The sequence below is a fragment of the Mesorhizobium sp. FG116 genome, from assembly GCF_057809835.1.
Genome location: NZ_JBMDKS010000025.1, coordinates 22,994 through 38,614 on the forward strand (window position 1 = coordinate 22,994; position 15,621 = coordinate 38,614).

Consider the following 15,621-nt stretch of genomic DNA (forward strand, 5'->3'; position numbering starts at 1 on the left):
ACGCCGATCTACGGAAAGCAAAATCCCGTCAGTTGACGCCCTTCGGCACATTTTCCGGCGGCACGGTGTCCTTCACCTTCTGGCGATGGAAGATGAACAGGCCGGCAAGGACGACGATGCCCGCTCCGACAAGGATGCGCGGGCCGGGAAAGTCGCTGAAGAACAGAGCACCGAACACCACCGCCCACAAAAGCAGCGTGTAGTGCAGCGGCGCTAGCGTCGAGGCGGGTGCCAGTTTCAGCGCGCGGGTGATCATGAGATGGGCCGCGCCAGAGACGATGCCGAGCAGAAGCATGGCGCCATAATCCATCGAGGTGGCCGGCTGCCAGTGACCGATGGCGATGACGGCACCGACCAGGCCGGCGGCAACCGTCTGCCAGGTGACAAGCGTGGTGTCACTGGTGCCGCGCAGGCTGCGGTTGAGGACGATGCCGACGGCAAAGGACATGCTGCCCACCAGCGCGAACAGCGAGGATAGCGAGAATGCGGCGGATGACGGCTTCAGCATGATGAGAACACCGCAGAAGCCGACGAGGATCGCCAGCCAGCGCCGCCAGCCGACCTTTTCGCCGAGCAGGAAGTGCGAGAGCGCGGCGACGTAGATCGGGCCTGCCATGTAGAAGCTCATCACGTCGGCCAGCGGCAGGTAGACGACGGCGGCGTAGAACAGAACGGTGTCCAGCGTGGTGGCAACAACGCGCAGGATCTGCAGGCCGAGCCGATCCATGTGGAACAGCTTGGCGGCACCCTGATGGACGATCATCGGGCCGAGGATGAAGAAGGAACCGATCGAGCGGACGAAGACCACCTGGCCGACCGAAAAACTGGCGACCAGCCATTTGCCCATCGCATCGTTGAGCGCGAACATGAAGTCGCCCGCCAGCATCAACAGGATGCCGGCAACGAGCATGTTGCGGATCGGGAACTTGGGCATAGGCGGTGTCTCTTCGGGCCGCTTGGATTGGCGAGCAGGTTGCCCGGCCGCCAGTGGCGATGACGCGCTTTAGCCGCATGTCGCCACGTTGGCGAGGGAATTCGATTGGTTCAGGAAACCGCGAAGAGACTTACGGTGCTGGCGGGCGCACGATGACCGGGCGATAGATGACGCGCGGCTGCAGGAAGGGATCGATGCGACGCATTTCACGGCTTTCAGCGCGCCGGTCGAGTTCGATGCGCTGCAGGCATTCGGCGAAAGCGTCATTGTTGTGCTTGAAGCCGTAGGCCCGGCACTTGGCCTCGTCGGCAGCGCGCAAATCCTGGGCGCTCATGCAGCCTGAAAGCAATATGCCGAGGGCGACGAGGGCAAAAGATGTGAGCGCGCGCATTGTCGAGGCTCCAACGGCGGTGGGTCTGGTTCGAAACGATAGAGCAAAATCGTGGCAAGACTTAACGCGTCTGCCACGATCTCAAGTACCGCCAGAACTCTACTCCGGCACGTGGCGCACCGCGCCCTTGTCGGCGCTGGTCGCGAAGGCCGCGTATGCGCGCAGCGCCTTGGTGACCTTGCGCTTGCGCTGCTCTACGGGCTTCCAGCCGGCCTTGTCCTGCTCGACGCGGCGGCGGGCAAGCTCGGCATCGTCAACGGCGAGATTGATGGTGCGATTCGGAATGTCGATCTCGATGATGTCGCCCTCGCGCACCAGCCCGATCAAGCCGCCTTCTTCCGCTTCCGGCGAAACGTGGCCGATGGAGAGGCCCGAGGTGCCGCCGGAAAAACGCCCGTCTGTCAGAAGCGCGCATTCCTTGCCGAGGCCCTTCGACTTCAGATAGCTGGTCGGATAGAGCATTTCCTGCATGCCGGGGCCGCCGCGCGGGCCTTCATAGCGGATCACGACAACGTCGCCCGGCTTGATCTTGCCGTTGAGGATGGCAAGCACGCTGGAATCCTGGCTTTCGAAGACGCGGGCCGGGCCAGTGAATTTCAGGATCGATTCATCGACGCCGGCGGTCTTCACGATGCAGCCGTCGACCGCGATATTGCCCTTCAGAACGGCCAGTCCGCCATCCTTGGAGAAGGGATGCTCGACGGAACGGATAACGCCGTTTTCGCCATCGGTGTCGAGGTCCTTCCAGCGCGCATCCTGGCTGAACGCCGTCTGGGTGGGTATGCCGCCAGGTGCCGCACGGAAAAATTCGCGCACGGATTCGCTGTTGGTGCGGGTGATGTCCCAGCGGTCGATGGCGTCGCCGATGGTCGTGGCGTGAACGGTGGGGCTATCGCGATGGATCAGCCCGCCGCGGTCGAGTTCGCCGAGGATGCGCATGATGCCGCCGGCCCGATGGACGTCTTCCATATGGACGTCGCTCTTGGCCGGGGCGACCTTGGACAGGCACGGCACCTTGCGTGAAAGCCGGTCGATGTCGGCAAGCGTGAAGTCGACCTCGCCTTCGTGCGCGGCGGCGAGGATGTGCAGCACGGTGTTGGTCGAACCGCCCATGGCGATGTCGAGCGTCATGGCATTTTCGAACGCGGCCTTGGAAGCGATGGTGCGCGGCAGCGCGGTCTCGTCATCCTGCTCGTAATAACGCTGGGCGAGATCGACGATCAGGTGGCCGGCCTCCACGAACAGGCGCTTGCGGTCGGCATGGGTGGCCAGCGTCGAGCCGTTGCCGGGCAGCGACAGGCCGAGCGCCTCGGTCAGGCAGTTCATGGAATTGGCGGTGAACATGCCCGAGCACGAGCCGCAAGTGGGGCAGGCCGAGCGCTCGATGGCCTTGACGTCCTCATCGGATACCGCGTCGTCGGCAGCAGCGACCATGGCGTCGACCAGGTCGAGCGCCTGCGTCTTGCCGGCGAGTACGACCTTGCCGGCCTCCATCGGGCCGCCCGAGACGAACACGGTCGGGATGTTGAGGCGCAGCGAAGCCATCAACATGCCGGGCGTGATCTTGTCGCAATTGGAGATGCAGACCATGGCATCGGCGCAGTGCGCATTGACCATGTATTCGACGCTGTCGGCGATGATCTCGCGCGACGGCAGCGAATAGAGCATGCCGTCATGGCCCATGGCGATGCCGTCATCGACGGCGATGGTGTTGAATTCCTTGGCAACGCCGCCCGCCTTCTCGATCTCGCGCGCGACAAGCTGGCCGAGATCCTTGAGGTGGACGTGGCCCGGCACGAACTGGGTAAACGAGTTGACCACCGCAATGATCGGCTTGCCGAAATCGCCGTCCTTCATGCCGGTGGCGCGCCAGAGGCCGCGCGCGCCGGCCATGTTGCGGCCATGGGTGGTCGTACGTGAGCGATAGGCAGGCATGAAACTGTCCTTGACTGGGCAACGGCGCCATCGCGCCGCTCGATAAAAATAGGTCGCAGGCGTTATACACGCCATCTTTTTCTGTTGCCACGCTTTTGCACTGCGCCAGTTCAGAGCAAGCGGCGCGAGGATAAAAGCCGCAGAAGATGCCCGTTCAAACAAAAAGGCGGTGGATCGCTCCACCGCCTTTTTTGTTTCGCGCGTCTTGCCGGCTAGTCGATCACCGCCGGCATCAGCTTGGGGTCCGGCTTTTCGGCGTGCTTCGGCAGGTCCTTGCTGGCGATGAAGGTATAGAACATCGGCACCACGAACAGGGTGAACATGGTTCCGATGAGAATGCCGGTGAAGATCACCAGACCCATGGAGTAGCGGGCCGCAGCGCCGGCGCCGCTGGACAGGATGAGCGGCACGACGCCGAGCGCCATCGCCGCCGTCGTCATCAGGATCGGCCGCAGGCGCACCTTGGCGGAGGCGATGATGGCATCCCGCCTGCGCATGCCGTGCAGTTCGCGCTGCTGGTTGGCGAACTCCACCAGAAGGATGCCGTGCTTGGTTATCAGGCCGATCAGTGTGATCAGGCCGACCTGCGTATAGATGTTCAGCGTGCCGAGCCCGAGATTAAGCGGCACGACCGCGCCGAAGATCGACAGCGGCACCGACATCATGATGATGAGCGGATCGCGGAAGCTTTCGAACTGCGCCGCCAGCACCAGATAGATGACAAGAATAGCGGCCGCGAAGGCGATCAGGATGGTGTTGCCCTGCTCCTTTTCCTGCCGCGACTGGCCGGAGTAGTCGATGAAGAAGGTGTCCGGCAGGCTCTGCTTGGCGATGTCCTCGATCGTTTTCAGCGCGTCGCCCGTGGTGACGCCCGGAAGCGGCAGCGCCGAAATGGTGGCCGAGTTCAGCTGGTTGAACTGCTCGATTGCCGCAGGCGCGGCATTGGACGATATCTTCACCACCGACGACAGCGGCACCATTTCGCCCGTCACGCTGCGCACGAAATAGTCGCCCAGCTTCTCGGGATTGTCGCGGAACTCCTGCGGCACCTGCGGGATGATGTCGTAGCTGTTGGAATCGCGGTCGAACTGCGCCACTTCCGCGCCGCCGACCAGGAGCGTCAAGGTACGGCCTATGTCGGCAATCGGCAGGTTGAGCGCCGCCGCGCGGTCGCGGTCGATGGTGACCGTGGTTTGCGGAGCGTCGAAGGCCATCGAGTTCTGCACCACGATGAAGCGGCCGGAAGCCTGCGCCTTGTTCTTGATTTCCTCGGCAGCCTCATAGACCTGGCTAGCGTCGCCCGTGGAACGCACAACCATGGAGACCGGCAAGCCACCGCCGGAGCCCGGCAGAGTGGGAGGCGCGAAGACGAAGGCCTCGACGCCGGCGACATGGGAGAGCCTGCCCTGGATGTCCTCCTGAAGCTGCTTTTGCGACCTGTCGCGTTCGGCCCAATCCTTGAAGGCGAAGCCGACGAAGGCGCTGTTGGTCGCGCCGCCGAAGGCGGTGGCGGCGAAAAGCGCGCGCGTTTCCGGAACGTCCTGCACCAGTCCGAGGATCTGGTTGACGTAGGTTTCGGTGTAGTCGGACGTCGCGTAGCGCGGCGCGGTCACCAGCGACAGCAGGAAGCCCTGGTCTTCCTCAGGCGCAAGCTCGCTCGATGTCTTGGTGAACATGAAGCCGGTCAGCGCGACAAGCGCGATGACGATCATCAAGGTCACGGGACGATAGTTCAGCGAGCCCGAGACCAGCTTCTCGTAGATGTGCTCGACGCGCGAGAATGTGCCGTCGACGATGCGCTGGAAGCGGCTGTGCGAACCGGCCTTGAGGATGCGTGCCGACATCATCGGCGTGATGGTGATGGCGACGAGGCCGGAAATCACCACGGAGCCGGCAAGCGTCATCGCGAATTCGCGGAAGAGCGCGCCGGTCAGGCCGCCGGTGAAGGCAAGCGGGGCGAACACGGCGGCGAGTGTCAGCGTCATGGCGACGATGGCCGAGGAGATTTCGCGCATGCCGTTAAACGCCGCCTGCATCGGCGGCATGTTGTCTTCCTCCATGTGCCGATGAATGTTTTCCACCACCACGATGGCGTCATCGACGACGAGGCCGATGGCCAGCACCATGGCCAGCAGCGACAACAGGTTGATTGAGTAGCCGACTGCGAACAAAAGGAAGCACACACCGATCAGCGACAGCGGGATGGTGACGATCGGCATGATGACCGATCGGAACGATCCCAGGAAGAGCAGGATGACCACGATGACGATGGCAACCGCCTCGGCGATGGTCTTGAACACCTCGTCGATGGAGGCGCTGATCTGCTCGGTCGAATCGTAGACGACGACGATCGACATGCCTTGCGGCAAGGTTTCCTGGATCGACGGCACGATCTTGTGGATGGCTTCGGCCGTGCTGAGCGGATTGGCGGCCGGCGTCGGGAAGATGGCAAGGAAGGTGCCGGGCTTGCCGTTGAAGTTGACGCGCGTATCGGTGCTTTGCGCCGCGAGCTCGACGCGCGCGACATCGCGCAATCTTACGACATTGCCGTCCTTGGATTGAAGCGGAAGTTCGGCGAAGGCCTCCGGCGTCTGCAATGTCGAACGCACCGTGATGGACGAGGCGACGTATTCGTTCTCGACCTTGCCGGGTGCCGACAGGAAATTGGAGTTGTTGATCGCGGTCAGCACGTCGGTCGCAGTCACGCCGCGCGCCGCCATCTTGACCGGGTCGATCCAGACGCGCATCGAATAGTCGGCCGCGCCGAATATCTGGACGTCGGCAACGCCTTCCACCGTCGTCATGCGCGGACGCACGACACGCTGGATGTATTCGGTGAGCTGCTCGGGCGTCATGTTCGGATTCTGCATCGACAGATACATCATCGCGAAACTCTGGCCCGTGCCCTTGACGATGACCGGGTCCTTGGCCTCGGTCGGCAGCGTGCCGCGAACGCCCTGCACCTTGGACATCACCTCGGTCAAGGCGATGTCGGGGTTGGAGCCAAGCTTCATGTAGACCGTCACGATGCTCACCGAAGGCGTGCTTTGCGAGGTGACGTAATCGACGTTTTCGGTGGACGAAACGGCGCGTGCGATCGGGGCCGAGATGAAGCCCTGGATCAGGTCGGCGCTGGCGCCCGGATAGGCGGTGGTAACAGTGATGGCGGTTTCGTCGACCTTCGGATACTGGCGGATCGACAGGTTGAAGATGCCCTGAAAGCCCAAAAGCAGGATCAGGCAGGCGAGGACGGTCGAGAGGACCGGCCGACGGATGAAAATGTCGGAAAAGCTCATTGTGCGGCCGCCTGCGGGTTAGCTGGCTTCGTCGGATCAATGGTGTTGTCAACGGTGACGGACATGCCGTTGAACAAGCGGTTCTGTCCTGCCGTCACGACCTGATCACCGGCGGCGATGCCTTTGGTGATTTCGACGAGGCCGGCATTGCGGCGGCCCGGCGTGACGAAGACCTGTGCAAGGACAAGACCGGGCTTGGCCTCTTCCGCCGGCTTGGCAGCTTCGGCAGCGGGCTTTGCGTCAGTCTCCGCCGCGGCGGGAGCAGCGGCGGCATCTGCCGGCTTGGCCTCCGGCTTTGCCTCGGCCGGCTTCACGACGAAGATGAAATCACCGTAGAGGCTGGTGGTGAGTGCCGTCTGCGGCAGCGCCAGAACGTTGGTCTCTTCCGGCAGTTCAACACGCACCTGCACGAACTGGCCGGGGCTGAGCCGCCCGTCAGGATTGGAGATTTCGGCGCGCACCGAAACGAGGCGGCTGACCGGGTCGATCTTGGGATCGATGCCGACGACCTTGCCCTCATAAGGCAGGTCTCCGGAAGCGAGGCCGAAACGGACCGGCTGGCCGATCTTCAACTCGCTGAAGCGCTGTTCCGGCACGGTGAAGTCGGCGCGCATGGTGTCGATGTCCTGCAAGGTGGCGACCGCATTGCCCGGCGCGACATACTGGCCTTCCTCGACCCGCGGAATGCCTATGGTGCCGGAGAACGGCGCCTTGAGCAGCTTCTGGTCGAGCACGGCCTGCAGCTTGGCAACCTGCGATGTGGAGGCCGACGAAGCGGCGCGCGCAGCGTCGAGCGTGGCTTCGGTGCCGACGCCACGTTCCTGCAAGGCGAGCGCGCGGTCGAGCGCCTGCCGGTCCAGCGCGGCCTGCGTCTTGGCGGCAGCGAGATCGGCCTGCTGCACCGCGTCGTCGAGGCGAACCAGCGACTGGCCTTCCTCGACATGCTCGTTGGCAGCAAAGATGACGTCCTTGACGATGCCGGTCGTTTCCACTGTCAGGTCAACGCCGCGCGCCGCCGATACCGTGCCGATCGCCTCGATGCCCGGGGTCCAGTCCAGCGGCTTGACCTCCGTCGTCGAGACGGTCGCGGGCGGGGCCTTCATGGTGGCGAAGAAGTCGCTGATCGCCTTGTCGCGGAACAGGTTGAATCCGACGATGCCGCCGCAAACAAGCACGAGCAGGATGAAAGCGATGATGAAACGCTTGATCACGGGTGATCCTTTCGGTCGGCAATGACAATAGGGCAAGCGGGCGCGACGGCGCCTCAAACTGATTACTTACTGTACCGTCTGGACGGTAATGTCAATTGGGTCTAAGCTATTGATGGAGGCATCATGAAGCAAAAAAAGTCAAACTCCCGCGAAAAGATACTGACAGCAGCTGCCGATGTCGCTCGCGAAGCCGGTCCCGGCAACCTGTCGCTGGATGCGGTCGCCAGCCGGGCCGGCGTCTCCAAGGGCGGCCTGCTCTACAATTTCCCCAGCAAGGCAAAGCTGATGCAGGCGCTGGTCGAGACGTATCTCAACGACTTCCAGCAGGCTTTGGAAACGGCCCGCGCGGCGGAACCGGACAAGAGCCTGCTTGCCAACTACCTTCGTCTTTCGGCGCAGGAATGCGACGAGACGAAGGATGCCGCATCGTGGATTTTTTCAGCTATTGCCGAGGACCCTGATTTCCTCACGCCGATGAAGACATTCAAGCGCCAGCTTTTCGAGCGCCTGAAAGCCGACACGCCCGACCTCAAGAAGCTGCTGGTCACCTATATGGCGATCGAAGGCCTACGCAACCTCAGCCTGTTCGACATCGACCTGCTTGATGAGCGGGAACGACACCTCCTCGTCGATACATTGCTTGAGATCGCCAACGGATAGCTAGCGCCCTTTGCAGTTTGGCCAAAGCCATGCTTATTCAAGGCCATGGCATTCACTCTTAGGCAGTTGCAGTATTTCGTTGCCGTCGCCGAGCAAGGCACGGTTTCGCGCGCTGCCCAGAACCTGTCCATCTCGCAATCCTCGGTGACCGAGGCGATCAAGGAACTGGAAAGCGACCTCGGCGTCGAACTGTTCGAGCGCCACCCGCGCGGGCTCAACATCACCCACAAGGGCCACCAGTTCCTGCGCCACGCCACCAAGATCCTGTCCGGCGTTTCGGATGCGCGCCGCGCATTTTTCGGCGAGCAGGCGGCTGCGCCCGGCCGGCTGCAACTCGGCGTCACCTCCATGGTGGCCGGATACGTGCTGTCGGACCTGCTTGCCCGCTACCGCCGCGCCAACCCGGCGGTGGAAATCTCGGCAATCGAGGACAATGGCGACTATCTCGAACATTTGCTTGTCGGCGGCAAGCTGGACGTTGCCGTGATGGTGACCTCCAACCTGCGCGACCGCACCGCCCTGCAGTCGGAAATCCTTGAAGTCTCCGCTTACCGGCTGTGGCTGCCGCTCGGCCATCCGCTGGCGGCAGCCGACATCATCAGCGTGGGCGACATTGCCGGCGAGCCGCTGATCATGCTGACCGTGGACGAAATCGAGGAGAACACCGGCAAGCTGCTCGCCGCCATCGGCGCCAAGCCGCATGTCGCGTTCCGAACCCGCTCGGTCGAGGCGGTGCGCAGTCTTGTCGCAACCGGCGCGGGCGTCGCGCTGTTGCCCGACCTCGTCTACCGGCCGTGGTCGCTGGAAGGCGACCGTATCGAATCCCGCGACGTTTCGGGCTCACTGCCGGTGGTGCAGGTCGGCATGGTATGGCGGCGCGGCTCCAGCCTGCCGCAAGCCGCGCGCGACTTCATCGGCATTGCCCAATCGCAGCGCACGGTGCGCCAGCGGCCGTGAGTTTGATATCGGAGAAACCGATATCGCCTTTCTGATAAATGAATTTGCGAAACCGGCGGTTTCAAGACACCTTTTCCAAGAGGGAGAAGCCGTAGACGAACGGCCCCTTTCGAAACGGGAGGATCGACGATGCAGTCATTTCTGAAATCATGCACGGCTCTCACCATGGCGCTGACCTTTGCCGGGCAGGCGGTGGCGCAGGAGGCGCTGAAGGAGCTTGGCAAGGGCGAGGGCGCGCTCTCGATCGTTGCCTGGCCCGGCTATGTCGAGCGCGGCGAAACCGACAAGGCTTATGACTGGGTGAGCGATTTCGAAAAGGAAAGCGGCTGCAAGGTCACCGTCAAGACCGCAGCCACCTCCGACGAGATGGTGGCGCTGATGAACGAAGGCGGCTTCGACCTCGTCACCGCGTCCGGCGATGCCTCGTTGCGCCTGGTTGCCGGCAAGCGCGTGCAGCCGGTCAATGTCGATCTGATCCCAAGCTGGAAGACGGTGGACGAGCGGCTGCAGAATGCGCCCTGGTACACGGTCGACGGCGCCCATTACGGCGTGCCCTACCAGTGGGGCCCGAATGTGTTGATGTACAACACCAACGTGTTCAAGGAAGCGCCGAAGAGCTGGAATGTCGTGTTCGAGGAACAGACGCTCTCCGACGGCAAGTCCAACAAGGGCCGCGTGCAGGCCTATGACGGACCGATCTATGTTGCCGATGCCGCCAACTATCTGATGGCGCACAAGCCGGAACTCGGCATCAAGGACCCCTACGAACTGAACGAGGACCAGTACAAGGCAGCGCTCGACCTTCTGCGCACACAGCGCACGCTGGTCGGCCGCTACTGGCATGACGCCGCGATCCAGGTCGATGATTTCCAGAACGAGGGCGTCGTCGCTTCAAGTTCGTGGCCGTTCCAGGTCAACACGTTGGTTGCCGCCAAGCAGCCGATCGCCTCGACGGTGCCGGAAGAAGGCGCGACCGGATGGGCCGACACCACCATGCTGCATGTCGATGCCGAGCACCCGAACTGCGCGTATATGTGGATGGAGCATTCGCTGAAGCCGAAGGTGCAGGGCGACCTCGCCGCATGGTTCGGCTCGGTGCCGGTGGTTCCGGCGGCGTGCAAGGGCAACGAGCTTCTGACCGACGAAGGCTGCGCCACCAACGGCTTCGAGAATTTCGACAAGATCAAGTTCTGGAAGACGCCGGTTTCTCAGTGCGCCAGCCAGAACAACCAGTGCGTGCCTTATTACCGCTGGGTGTCGGACTATATCGGCGTCATCGGCGGGCGGTGAGCGCGCATCCTCTCAAGCGCGCCTTGCCCCTCACCCTTGCCCTCTCCCCGCAAAGCGCGGGGAGAGGCGACGCTGACGTCGAAGCTTTTTTCCTCTCCCTGCCGCGCAAGGAGAGGCGGCGACGACTCTCGAAAAGAGTGAACTCATGACCTCTGCCGTTTCCTTCCAGAAAGTCTCGCGTCATTTCGGCACGGTGCGCGCCGTGGACGCCGTAGACCTGGACATCGCGCCCGGCGAGTTCTTCGCCATGCTGGGGCCGTCCGGTTCAGGCAAGACGACCTGCCTCAGGCTGATCGCCGGCTTCGAGCAACCAACGGCAGGATCGATCTCCATCTTCGGCGAGCGTGCGGAAGGCGTTCCGCCCTACCGGCGCAACGTCAACACCGTGTTCCAGGACTATGCGCTGTTCCCGCATCTCAACATCCTCGACAACGTCGCCTATGGCCTGATGGTCAAAGGTGTCGGCAAGGCCGAACGCCACAAGGCAGCCGAGGATGCGCTGGCGCTGGTGCGGCTTCCCGGCTACGGCGGGCGTCGTCCCGGCCAGCTATCGGGCGGCCAAAGGCAGCGCGTGGCGCTGGCCCGCGCGCTGGTCAATCAGCCCAAGGTTTTGTTGCTGGACGAGCCGCTGGGCGCGCTCGACCTCAAGCTGCGCGAGAACATGCAGGAAGAACTGAAGTCGCTGCAAAAGGCGCTCGGCATCACCTTCATCTTCGTGACCCACGACCAGGGCGAGGCCCTGTCGATGGCGGACCGGGTCGCGGTGTTCAATGACGGCAAGATCATGCAGGTGGGCACGCCGCAGGACATCTACGAGCGGCCTGCCACGCGCTTCGTCGCCGATTTCGTCGGATCTTCCAACGTGCTGCCACCGGATTTCGTGCAACGCTACTCCGGCCAGCGCCGCTGGGGCAGCCTGCGGCCCGAGGCGATCAGGGTCGGCAAAGCCACGCGCGGCGACGGTGTTTCGGCGCGGCTCGTTTCGGCCAATTATCTCGGCGCGACGACGCGGCTGGCGCTCGACGCCGACGGCTTGCGGCTGCACGCCGTGGTGCCCGCCGGGACCAAGCTGCCGGAAGAAGGCGAAGCGCTGGTGCTTACCTTCAACCGCGACCAACTCCATTTGATGGATGAGCCGGCATGAGCATGGCCGCCAATCAATACCGCACCGCGCCGGCCATATTGCCGGCGGCAAGCGGCATTCGCGGCGTTCTGTCCGATGCCTTCTGGCGCAAGCCGAAGCTCCTGCTTTTCCTCATGCTGCTGCCGCCGGTGCTATGGCTCGGCGTCGTCTATATCGGTTCGCTGTTTGCGCTGCTGTTGCAAAGCTTCTTCTCGATCGACGAATATTCCGGCCTGATCAACCGTGAGTTCACGCTCAAGACCTATGGCGACCTCTTGCAGGCCGCCAACCTCGACATCATCCTGCGCACCGTCACCATGGCGGCGGCGGTGACGCTCGCCTCCATCGTCGTCGCCTTTCCCATCGCCTATTACGCCGCGCGCTATGCGCAAGGGCGCTGGAAGGCGCTGTTCTACCTCGCCGTGATGCTGCCCTTGTGGTCGAGCTACCTGGTCAAGGTCTATGCGTGGAAGCTGATCCTCGCCAAGGAAGGCATCCTCACCTGGCTGCTGGCCAAGCTGAACCTTTTGTGGCTGCTCGACGGCTGGCTGTCGCTGCCCATCGTCGGCGGCAACTCTCTGTCCGTTTCCTTCACCGGCACCTTCATCGTCTTCGTCTATGTCTGGCTGCCGTTCATGATCCTGCCGATGCAGGCAGCGCTCGAGCGCGTGCCGGGCAACCTCATCGAGGCCTCATCGGACCTTGGCGCCTCGCCACGGCAGACATTCTGGAACGTGTTGTTGCCGCTGGCGCTGCCGGGCATCGTCGCGGGCTCGATCTTCACCTTCTCGCTGACGCTTGGCGACTACATCATTCCGCAGATCATCGGCACGTCGCGCCTGTTCATCGGGCAGGCCGTCTATTCGCAGCAAGGCACGGCGGGCAACATTCCGCTGGCCGCCGCCTTTGCCGTGGTGCCGATCGTCATCATGGGGCTCTATCTGTGGATGGCCAAGCGCATGGGGGCCTTCGATGCGCTCTGACCGCAACCAGAAGACACCGCTTGGCCTGAAGATCGCCGCCGGACTCGGCCTCATCTTCCTGCATGCGCCGATCCTGCTGATCTTCGTCTACGCCTTCACCACCGAGGAGAAGAGCTATCAGTGGCCGCCGCCCGGCCTGACCACGCAATGGTTTGCGGTGACCTGGAACCGGCCGGACGTGTGGGAAGCGCTGTCGCTTTCGGTCCGCGTCGCAGCCATCTCGACCGCGATTGCCGTTGTGCTCGGCACGCTTTGCGCAGCTGCGGTTTCGCGCTCGAAATTCTTCGGCCGCGAGACGGTGTCGCTGCTCGTCATCCTGCCGATCGCGCTGCCGGGCATCATCACCGGCATTGCGCTGCGCTCGGCGTTTGCGCTCACTGACATCCCGTTCTCGTTCTGGACGATCATCCTCGGCCACGCCACCTTCTGCGTCGTCGTCGTCTACAACAACGCCGTTGCCCGCTTCCGGCGCACCTCCGGCTCGATGATCGAGGCGTCGATGGACCTTGGCGCGGACGGTTTCCAGACCTTCCGCTATGTCGTCCTGCCCAACATCGCGACCGCGCTGCTTGCCGGCGGCATGCTGGCCTTTGCGCTGTCGTTCGACGAAGTCATCGTCACCACCTTCACCGCCGGCCAGCAGCAGACGCTGCCGATCTGGATGCTGGAGGAACTGATCCGCCCGCGCCAGCGCCCGGTCACCAATGTGGTGGCGATGGTGGTGGTGCTGGTGACGCTGTTGCCCATCCTGCTTGCCTATTACCTCACCCGCGACGGCGACCAGATCGCCGGCTCGGGCAAATAATCCCTGAAGGAGAGTTCCATGCACACCGAGATGCTGATCGGCTCGAAATTCCAGAAAGGCACCGAAACCGAGGAACCCATCCTTAATCCGCGAACGGGCGAGACGATCCTCAACCTGCCCGAGGCAAGTGCGGCGCAGATCGAGGCTGCGGTCGCGGGGGCCGAGAAGGCGTTCGGCGCATGGTCGCGCACGACGCCTGCCCAGCGCGCCGGCTACCTGCTCAAGATCGCCGACCGCATCGAGGCCGACGCCGAGGCGTTCGCCAAGCTGGAGGCGCTGAACTGCGGCAAGCCGATCAATGCCGTGCTGAACGATGAAATCCCGGCAATCGTCGATTGCTACCGTTTCTTTGCCGGCGCAGTGCGGACCATGCCCGGACAGGTTGCCGGCGAATACCTGCCCGGCCACACCTCGATGATCCGGCGCGATCCCATCGGCATCGTCGCGTCCATCGCGCCGTGGAACTATCCGCTGATGATGATGGCATGGAAACTTGCTCCGGCCATTGCCGGCGGCAACACGGTCGTCTTCAAGCCGTCCGAGCAGACGCCGCTGACCGCGCTTAAACTGGCGCGCATCCTGGCCGAAGTGTTGCCGGAAGGCGTCGTCAACGTCGTGCTCGGCCGCGGCGAGAGCGTCGGCAGCCCGCTGATCAACCACCCCAAGATCAACATGATCTCGATCACCGGCGACGTCGCCACCGGCAAGAAGGTGCTGCAGGCCGCCGCCAAGTCGGTCAAGCGCACGCATCTCGAGCTCGGCGGCAAGGCGCCGGTCGTGGTGTTCGACGACGCCGATCTCGACGCAGTGGTCAACGGCCTGCGCGCCTTCGGCTACTACAATGCCGGCCAGGACTGCACCGCAGCCTGCCGCATCTATGCCGGCAAGAAGATCTACGACAAGCTTGTCGCCGACCTGTCATCCGCCGTCTCGACCATCAAGTACGACCAGGCCGACGACACCGAAAACGAGATCGGGCCGCTGATTTCCAAGCGCCAGCGCGACCGCGTGTCGAGCTTCGTCGAGCGGGCGTCTGAACTGAAGCACATCGAGATCACCACCGGCGGCAAGCCGGGCGCTGGTTCGGGCTTCTATTACCAGCCGACTGTCGTCGCCGGCGCCTTGCAGGAAGACGAGATCGTGCGGCGCGAAGTGTTCGGGCCGGTGGTCTCGGTGACGCGGTTCTCCGACACGGACGAAGCGGTGGCCTGGGCCAACGACAGCGACTACGGCCTCGCCTCGTCGGTGTGGACCAAGGATGTCTCGCGCGCCATGGCGACGGCGGCGCGGCTGCAATATGGCTGCACCTGGATCAACACGCACTTCATGCTCACCACCGAGATGCCGCATGGCGGACTGAAACAGTCCGGCTATGGCAAGGATATGTCGCTCTATGCGCTGGAGGATTACACGGCCGTGCGCCACGTCATGGTCGCGCACGGATAGAGCCCGACCTCTCCCGCTGCGGGAGAGGCAACGATTGGCCGTTCAACATGGGAGGAGAAAGACCATGCACCGCCGCCAGTTCCTGACATCCGCATCCGTAGCGGCAGCCGTTTTCATTGTCGCACCGTCCTTCGCGCAAGACGGCTCGCAAGCAGTCGTCGATGCCTATCTCGCCGCCTGGAACGCCCACGATTCGGCAAAGGCAGCGAGTTATTTTGCCGACGACGTCACCTATTACGATGCCTCGGTCGGCACGCCTGTAAAGGGCAAGGAGGAGGCCAAGACCAACGTCATCGACAATTTCCTCAACGCGGCTCCCGATGCCGTGTGGAAAATGAAGGGCGCGCCGGTCGTACAGGGCGACCATGTTTCGTTCGAATGGGAGTTTTCCGGCACCAATTCAGGCGACTGGGGCGACGGCACCAAGGCGACCGGCAAGACGTTCTCGTTTGCCGGCGCATCCATGTTCACGGTCAAGGACGGCAAGATCGCCGCTCAGAGCGACTATTACGATGCGCTCGGCTTCTACAAGCAGCTTGGGTTGATGTAGGCGCGTTGGTTCCGAAAAACGCCGCCGGCGCGTTCCAGCA

Annotated in this window: 13 protein-coding genes; 8 read left to right on the forward strand and 5 right to left on the reverse strand. The window is 63.2% G+C overall.

What is annotated here, in order from left to right:
- Positions 1-28 precede the first annotated feature (28 nt).
- The 5 genes from ACODTY_RS18165 to ACODTY_RS18185 form a co-directional block, all read right to left on the reverse strand.
- Entirely contained in the window at positions 29-934 is a 906-nt protein-coding gene (locus tag ACODTY_RS18165) for a DMT family transporter (RefSeq protein ID WP_488995615.1), read from the reverse strand.
- A gap of 130 nt (positions 935-1,064) precedes the next feature.
- The gene (locus ACODTY_RS18170) at positions 1,065-1,325 is read right to left on the reverse strand and encodes a hypothetical protein (RefSeq protein WP_488995616.1); all 261 of its coding nucleotides are present in this window, start codon (positions 1,323-1,325) and stop codon (positions 1,065-1,067) included.
- A gap of 99 nt (positions 1,326-1,424) precedes the next feature.
- Positions 1,425-3,260, reverse strand: coding sequence for a dihydroxy-acid dehydratase (ilvD, locus tag ACODTY_RS18175; RefSeq protein ID WP_488995617.1), 1,836 nt, complete (start codon positions 3,258-3,260; stop codon positions 1,425-1,427).
- Positions 3,261-3,472: 212 nt separating this feature from the next.
- Positions 3,473-6,556, reverse strand: a complete 3,084-nt coding sequence (locus ACODTY_RS18180; protein WP_488995618.1) for an efflux RND transporter permease subunit — start codon at positions 6,554-6,556, stop codon at positions 3,473-3,475.
- Positions 6,553-7,767 carry an efflux RND transporter periplasmic adaptor subunit gene (locus tag ACODTY_RS18185; protein WP_488995619.1) on the reverse strand — a complete coding sequence of 405 codons (1,215 nt, stop codon included), beginning with the start codon at positions 7,765-7,767 and terminating at the stop codon, positions 6,553-6,555. The genes ACODTY_RS18180 and ACODTY_RS18185 overlap by 4 nt, the downstream gene beginning before the upstream one ends.
- 123 nt (positions 7,768-7,890) lie before the next feature.
- On the opposite strand from ACODTY_RS18185, the gene ACODTY_RS18190 reads away from it, so the two are divergent.
- The 8 genes from ACODTY_RS18190 (at position 7,891) to ACODTY_RS18225 (ending at position 15,581) form a co-directional block, all read left to right on the forward strand.
- Positions 7,891-8,427, forward strand: a complete 537-nt coding sequence (locus ACODTY_RS18190; protein ID WP_488995620.1) for a TetR/AcrR family transcriptional regulator — start codon at positions 7,891-7,893, stop codon at positions 8,425-8,427.
- 45 nt (positions 8,428-8,472) lie between these two features.
- Complete coding sequence (locus ACODTY_RS18195; protein ID WP_056243282.1) at positions 8,473-9,384, forward strand: LysR family transcriptional regulator; 912 nt, start codon at positions 8,473-8,475, stop codon at positions 9,382-9,384.
- A 129-nt stretch (positions 9,385-9,513) separates the two neighbouring features.
- Positions 9,514-10,674 (forward strand): ABC transporter substrate-binding protein, encoded by a 1,161-nt coding sequence (locus ACODTY_RS18200; protein ID WP_056243279.1) that lies wholly within the window; start codon positions 9,514-9,516, stop codon positions 10,672-10,674.
- Positions 10,675-10,819: 145 nt separating this feature from the next.
- Positions 10,820-11,818: an ABC transporter ATP-binding protein gene (locus tag ACODTY_RS18205; protein ID WP_488995621.1), complete on the forward strand. Its 999-nt coding sequence runs from the start codon at positions 10,820-10,822 to the stop codon at positions 11,816-11,818.
- 2 nt (positions 11,819-11,820) lie between these two features.
- Positions 11,821-12,780 (forward strand): ABC transporter permease, encoded by a 960-nt coding sequence (locus ACODTY_RS18210; protein ID WP_488995660.1) that lies wholly within the window; start codon positions 11,821-11,823, stop codon positions 12,778-12,780.
- Positions 12,770-13,585, forward strand: a complete 816-nt coding sequence (locus tag ACODTY_RS18215; protein ID WP_056243272.1) for an ABC transporter permease — start codon at positions 12,770-12,772, stop codon at positions 13,583-13,585. The genes ACODTY_RS18210 and ACODTY_RS18215 overlap by 11 nt, the downstream gene beginning before the upstream one ends.
- An 18-nt stretch (positions 13,586-13,603) precedes the next feature.
- A complete protein-coding gene (locus ACODTY_RS18220; protein WP_488995622.1) occupies positions 13,604-15,031 on the forward strand; it encodes a gamma-aminobutyraldehyde dehydrogenase in 1,428 nt (475 codons plus the stop codon).
- 64 nt (positions 15,032-15,095) lie between these two features.
- Positions 15,096-15,581 carry an ester cyclase gene (locus tag ACODTY_RS18225; RefSeq protein WP_488995623.1) on the forward strand — a complete coding sequence of 162 codons (486 nt, stop codon included), beginning with the start codon at positions 15,096-15,098 and terminating at the stop codon, positions 15,579-15,581.
- Positions 15,582-15,621 lie beyond the last annotated feature (40 nt).

What these genes read in the sequence shown, in the direction of transcription:
- ACODTY_RS18165 (WP_488995615.1), bottom strand. Translation starts at nt 934, where the DNA reads ATGCCCAAGTTCCCGATCCGCAACATGCTCGTTGCCGGCATCCTGTTG.
- ACODTY_RS18170 (WP_488995616.1), bottom strand. Translation starts at nt 1,325, where the DNA reads ATGCGCGCGCTCACATCTTTTGCCCTCGTCGCCCTCGGCATATTGCTT.
- ilvD (WP_488995617.1), bottom strand. Translation starts at nt 3,260, where the DNA reads ATGCCTGCCTATCGCTCACGTACGACCACCCATGGCCGCAACATGGCC.
- ACODTY_RS18180 (WP_488995618.1), bottom strand. Translation starts at nt 6,556, where the DNA reads ATGAGCTTTTCCGACATTTTCATCCGTCGGCCGGTCCTCTCGACCGTC.
- ACODTY_RS18190 (WP_488995620.1), top strand. Translation starts at nt 7,891, where the DNA reads ATGAAGCAAAAAAAGTCAAACTCCCGCGAAAAGATACTGACAGCAGCT.
- ACODTY_RS18195 (WP_056243282.1), top strand. Translation starts at nt 8,473, where the DNA reads ATGGCATTCACTCTTAGGCAGTTGCAGTATTTCGTTGCCGTCGCCGAG.
- ACODTY_RS18200 (WP_056243279.1), top strand. Translation starts at nt 9,514, where the DNA reads ATGCAGTCATTTCTGAAATCATGCACGGCTCTCACCATGGCGCTGACC.
- ACODTY_RS18205 (WP_488995621.1), top strand. Translation starts at nt 10,820, where the DNA reads ATGACCTCTGCCGTTTCCTTCCAGAAAGTCTCGCGTCATTTCGGCACG.
- ACODTY_RS18210 (WP_488995660.1), top strand. Translation starts at nt 11,821, where the DNA reads ATGGCCGCCAATCAATACCGCACCGCGCCGGCCATATTGCCGGCGGCA.
- ACODTY_RS18215 (WP_056243272.1), top strand. Translation starts at nt 12,770, where the DNA reads ATGCGCTCTGACCGCAACCAGAAGACACCGCTTGGCCTGAAGATCGCC.
- ACODTY_RS18220 (WP_488995622.1), top strand. Translation starts at nt 13,604, where the DNA reads ATGCACACCGAGATGCTGATCGGCTCGAAATTCCAGAAAGGCACCGAA.
- ACODTY_RS18225 (WP_488995623.1), top strand. Translation starts at nt 15,096, where the DNA reads ATGCACCGCCGCCAGTTCCTGACATCCGCATCCGTAGCGGCAGCCGTT.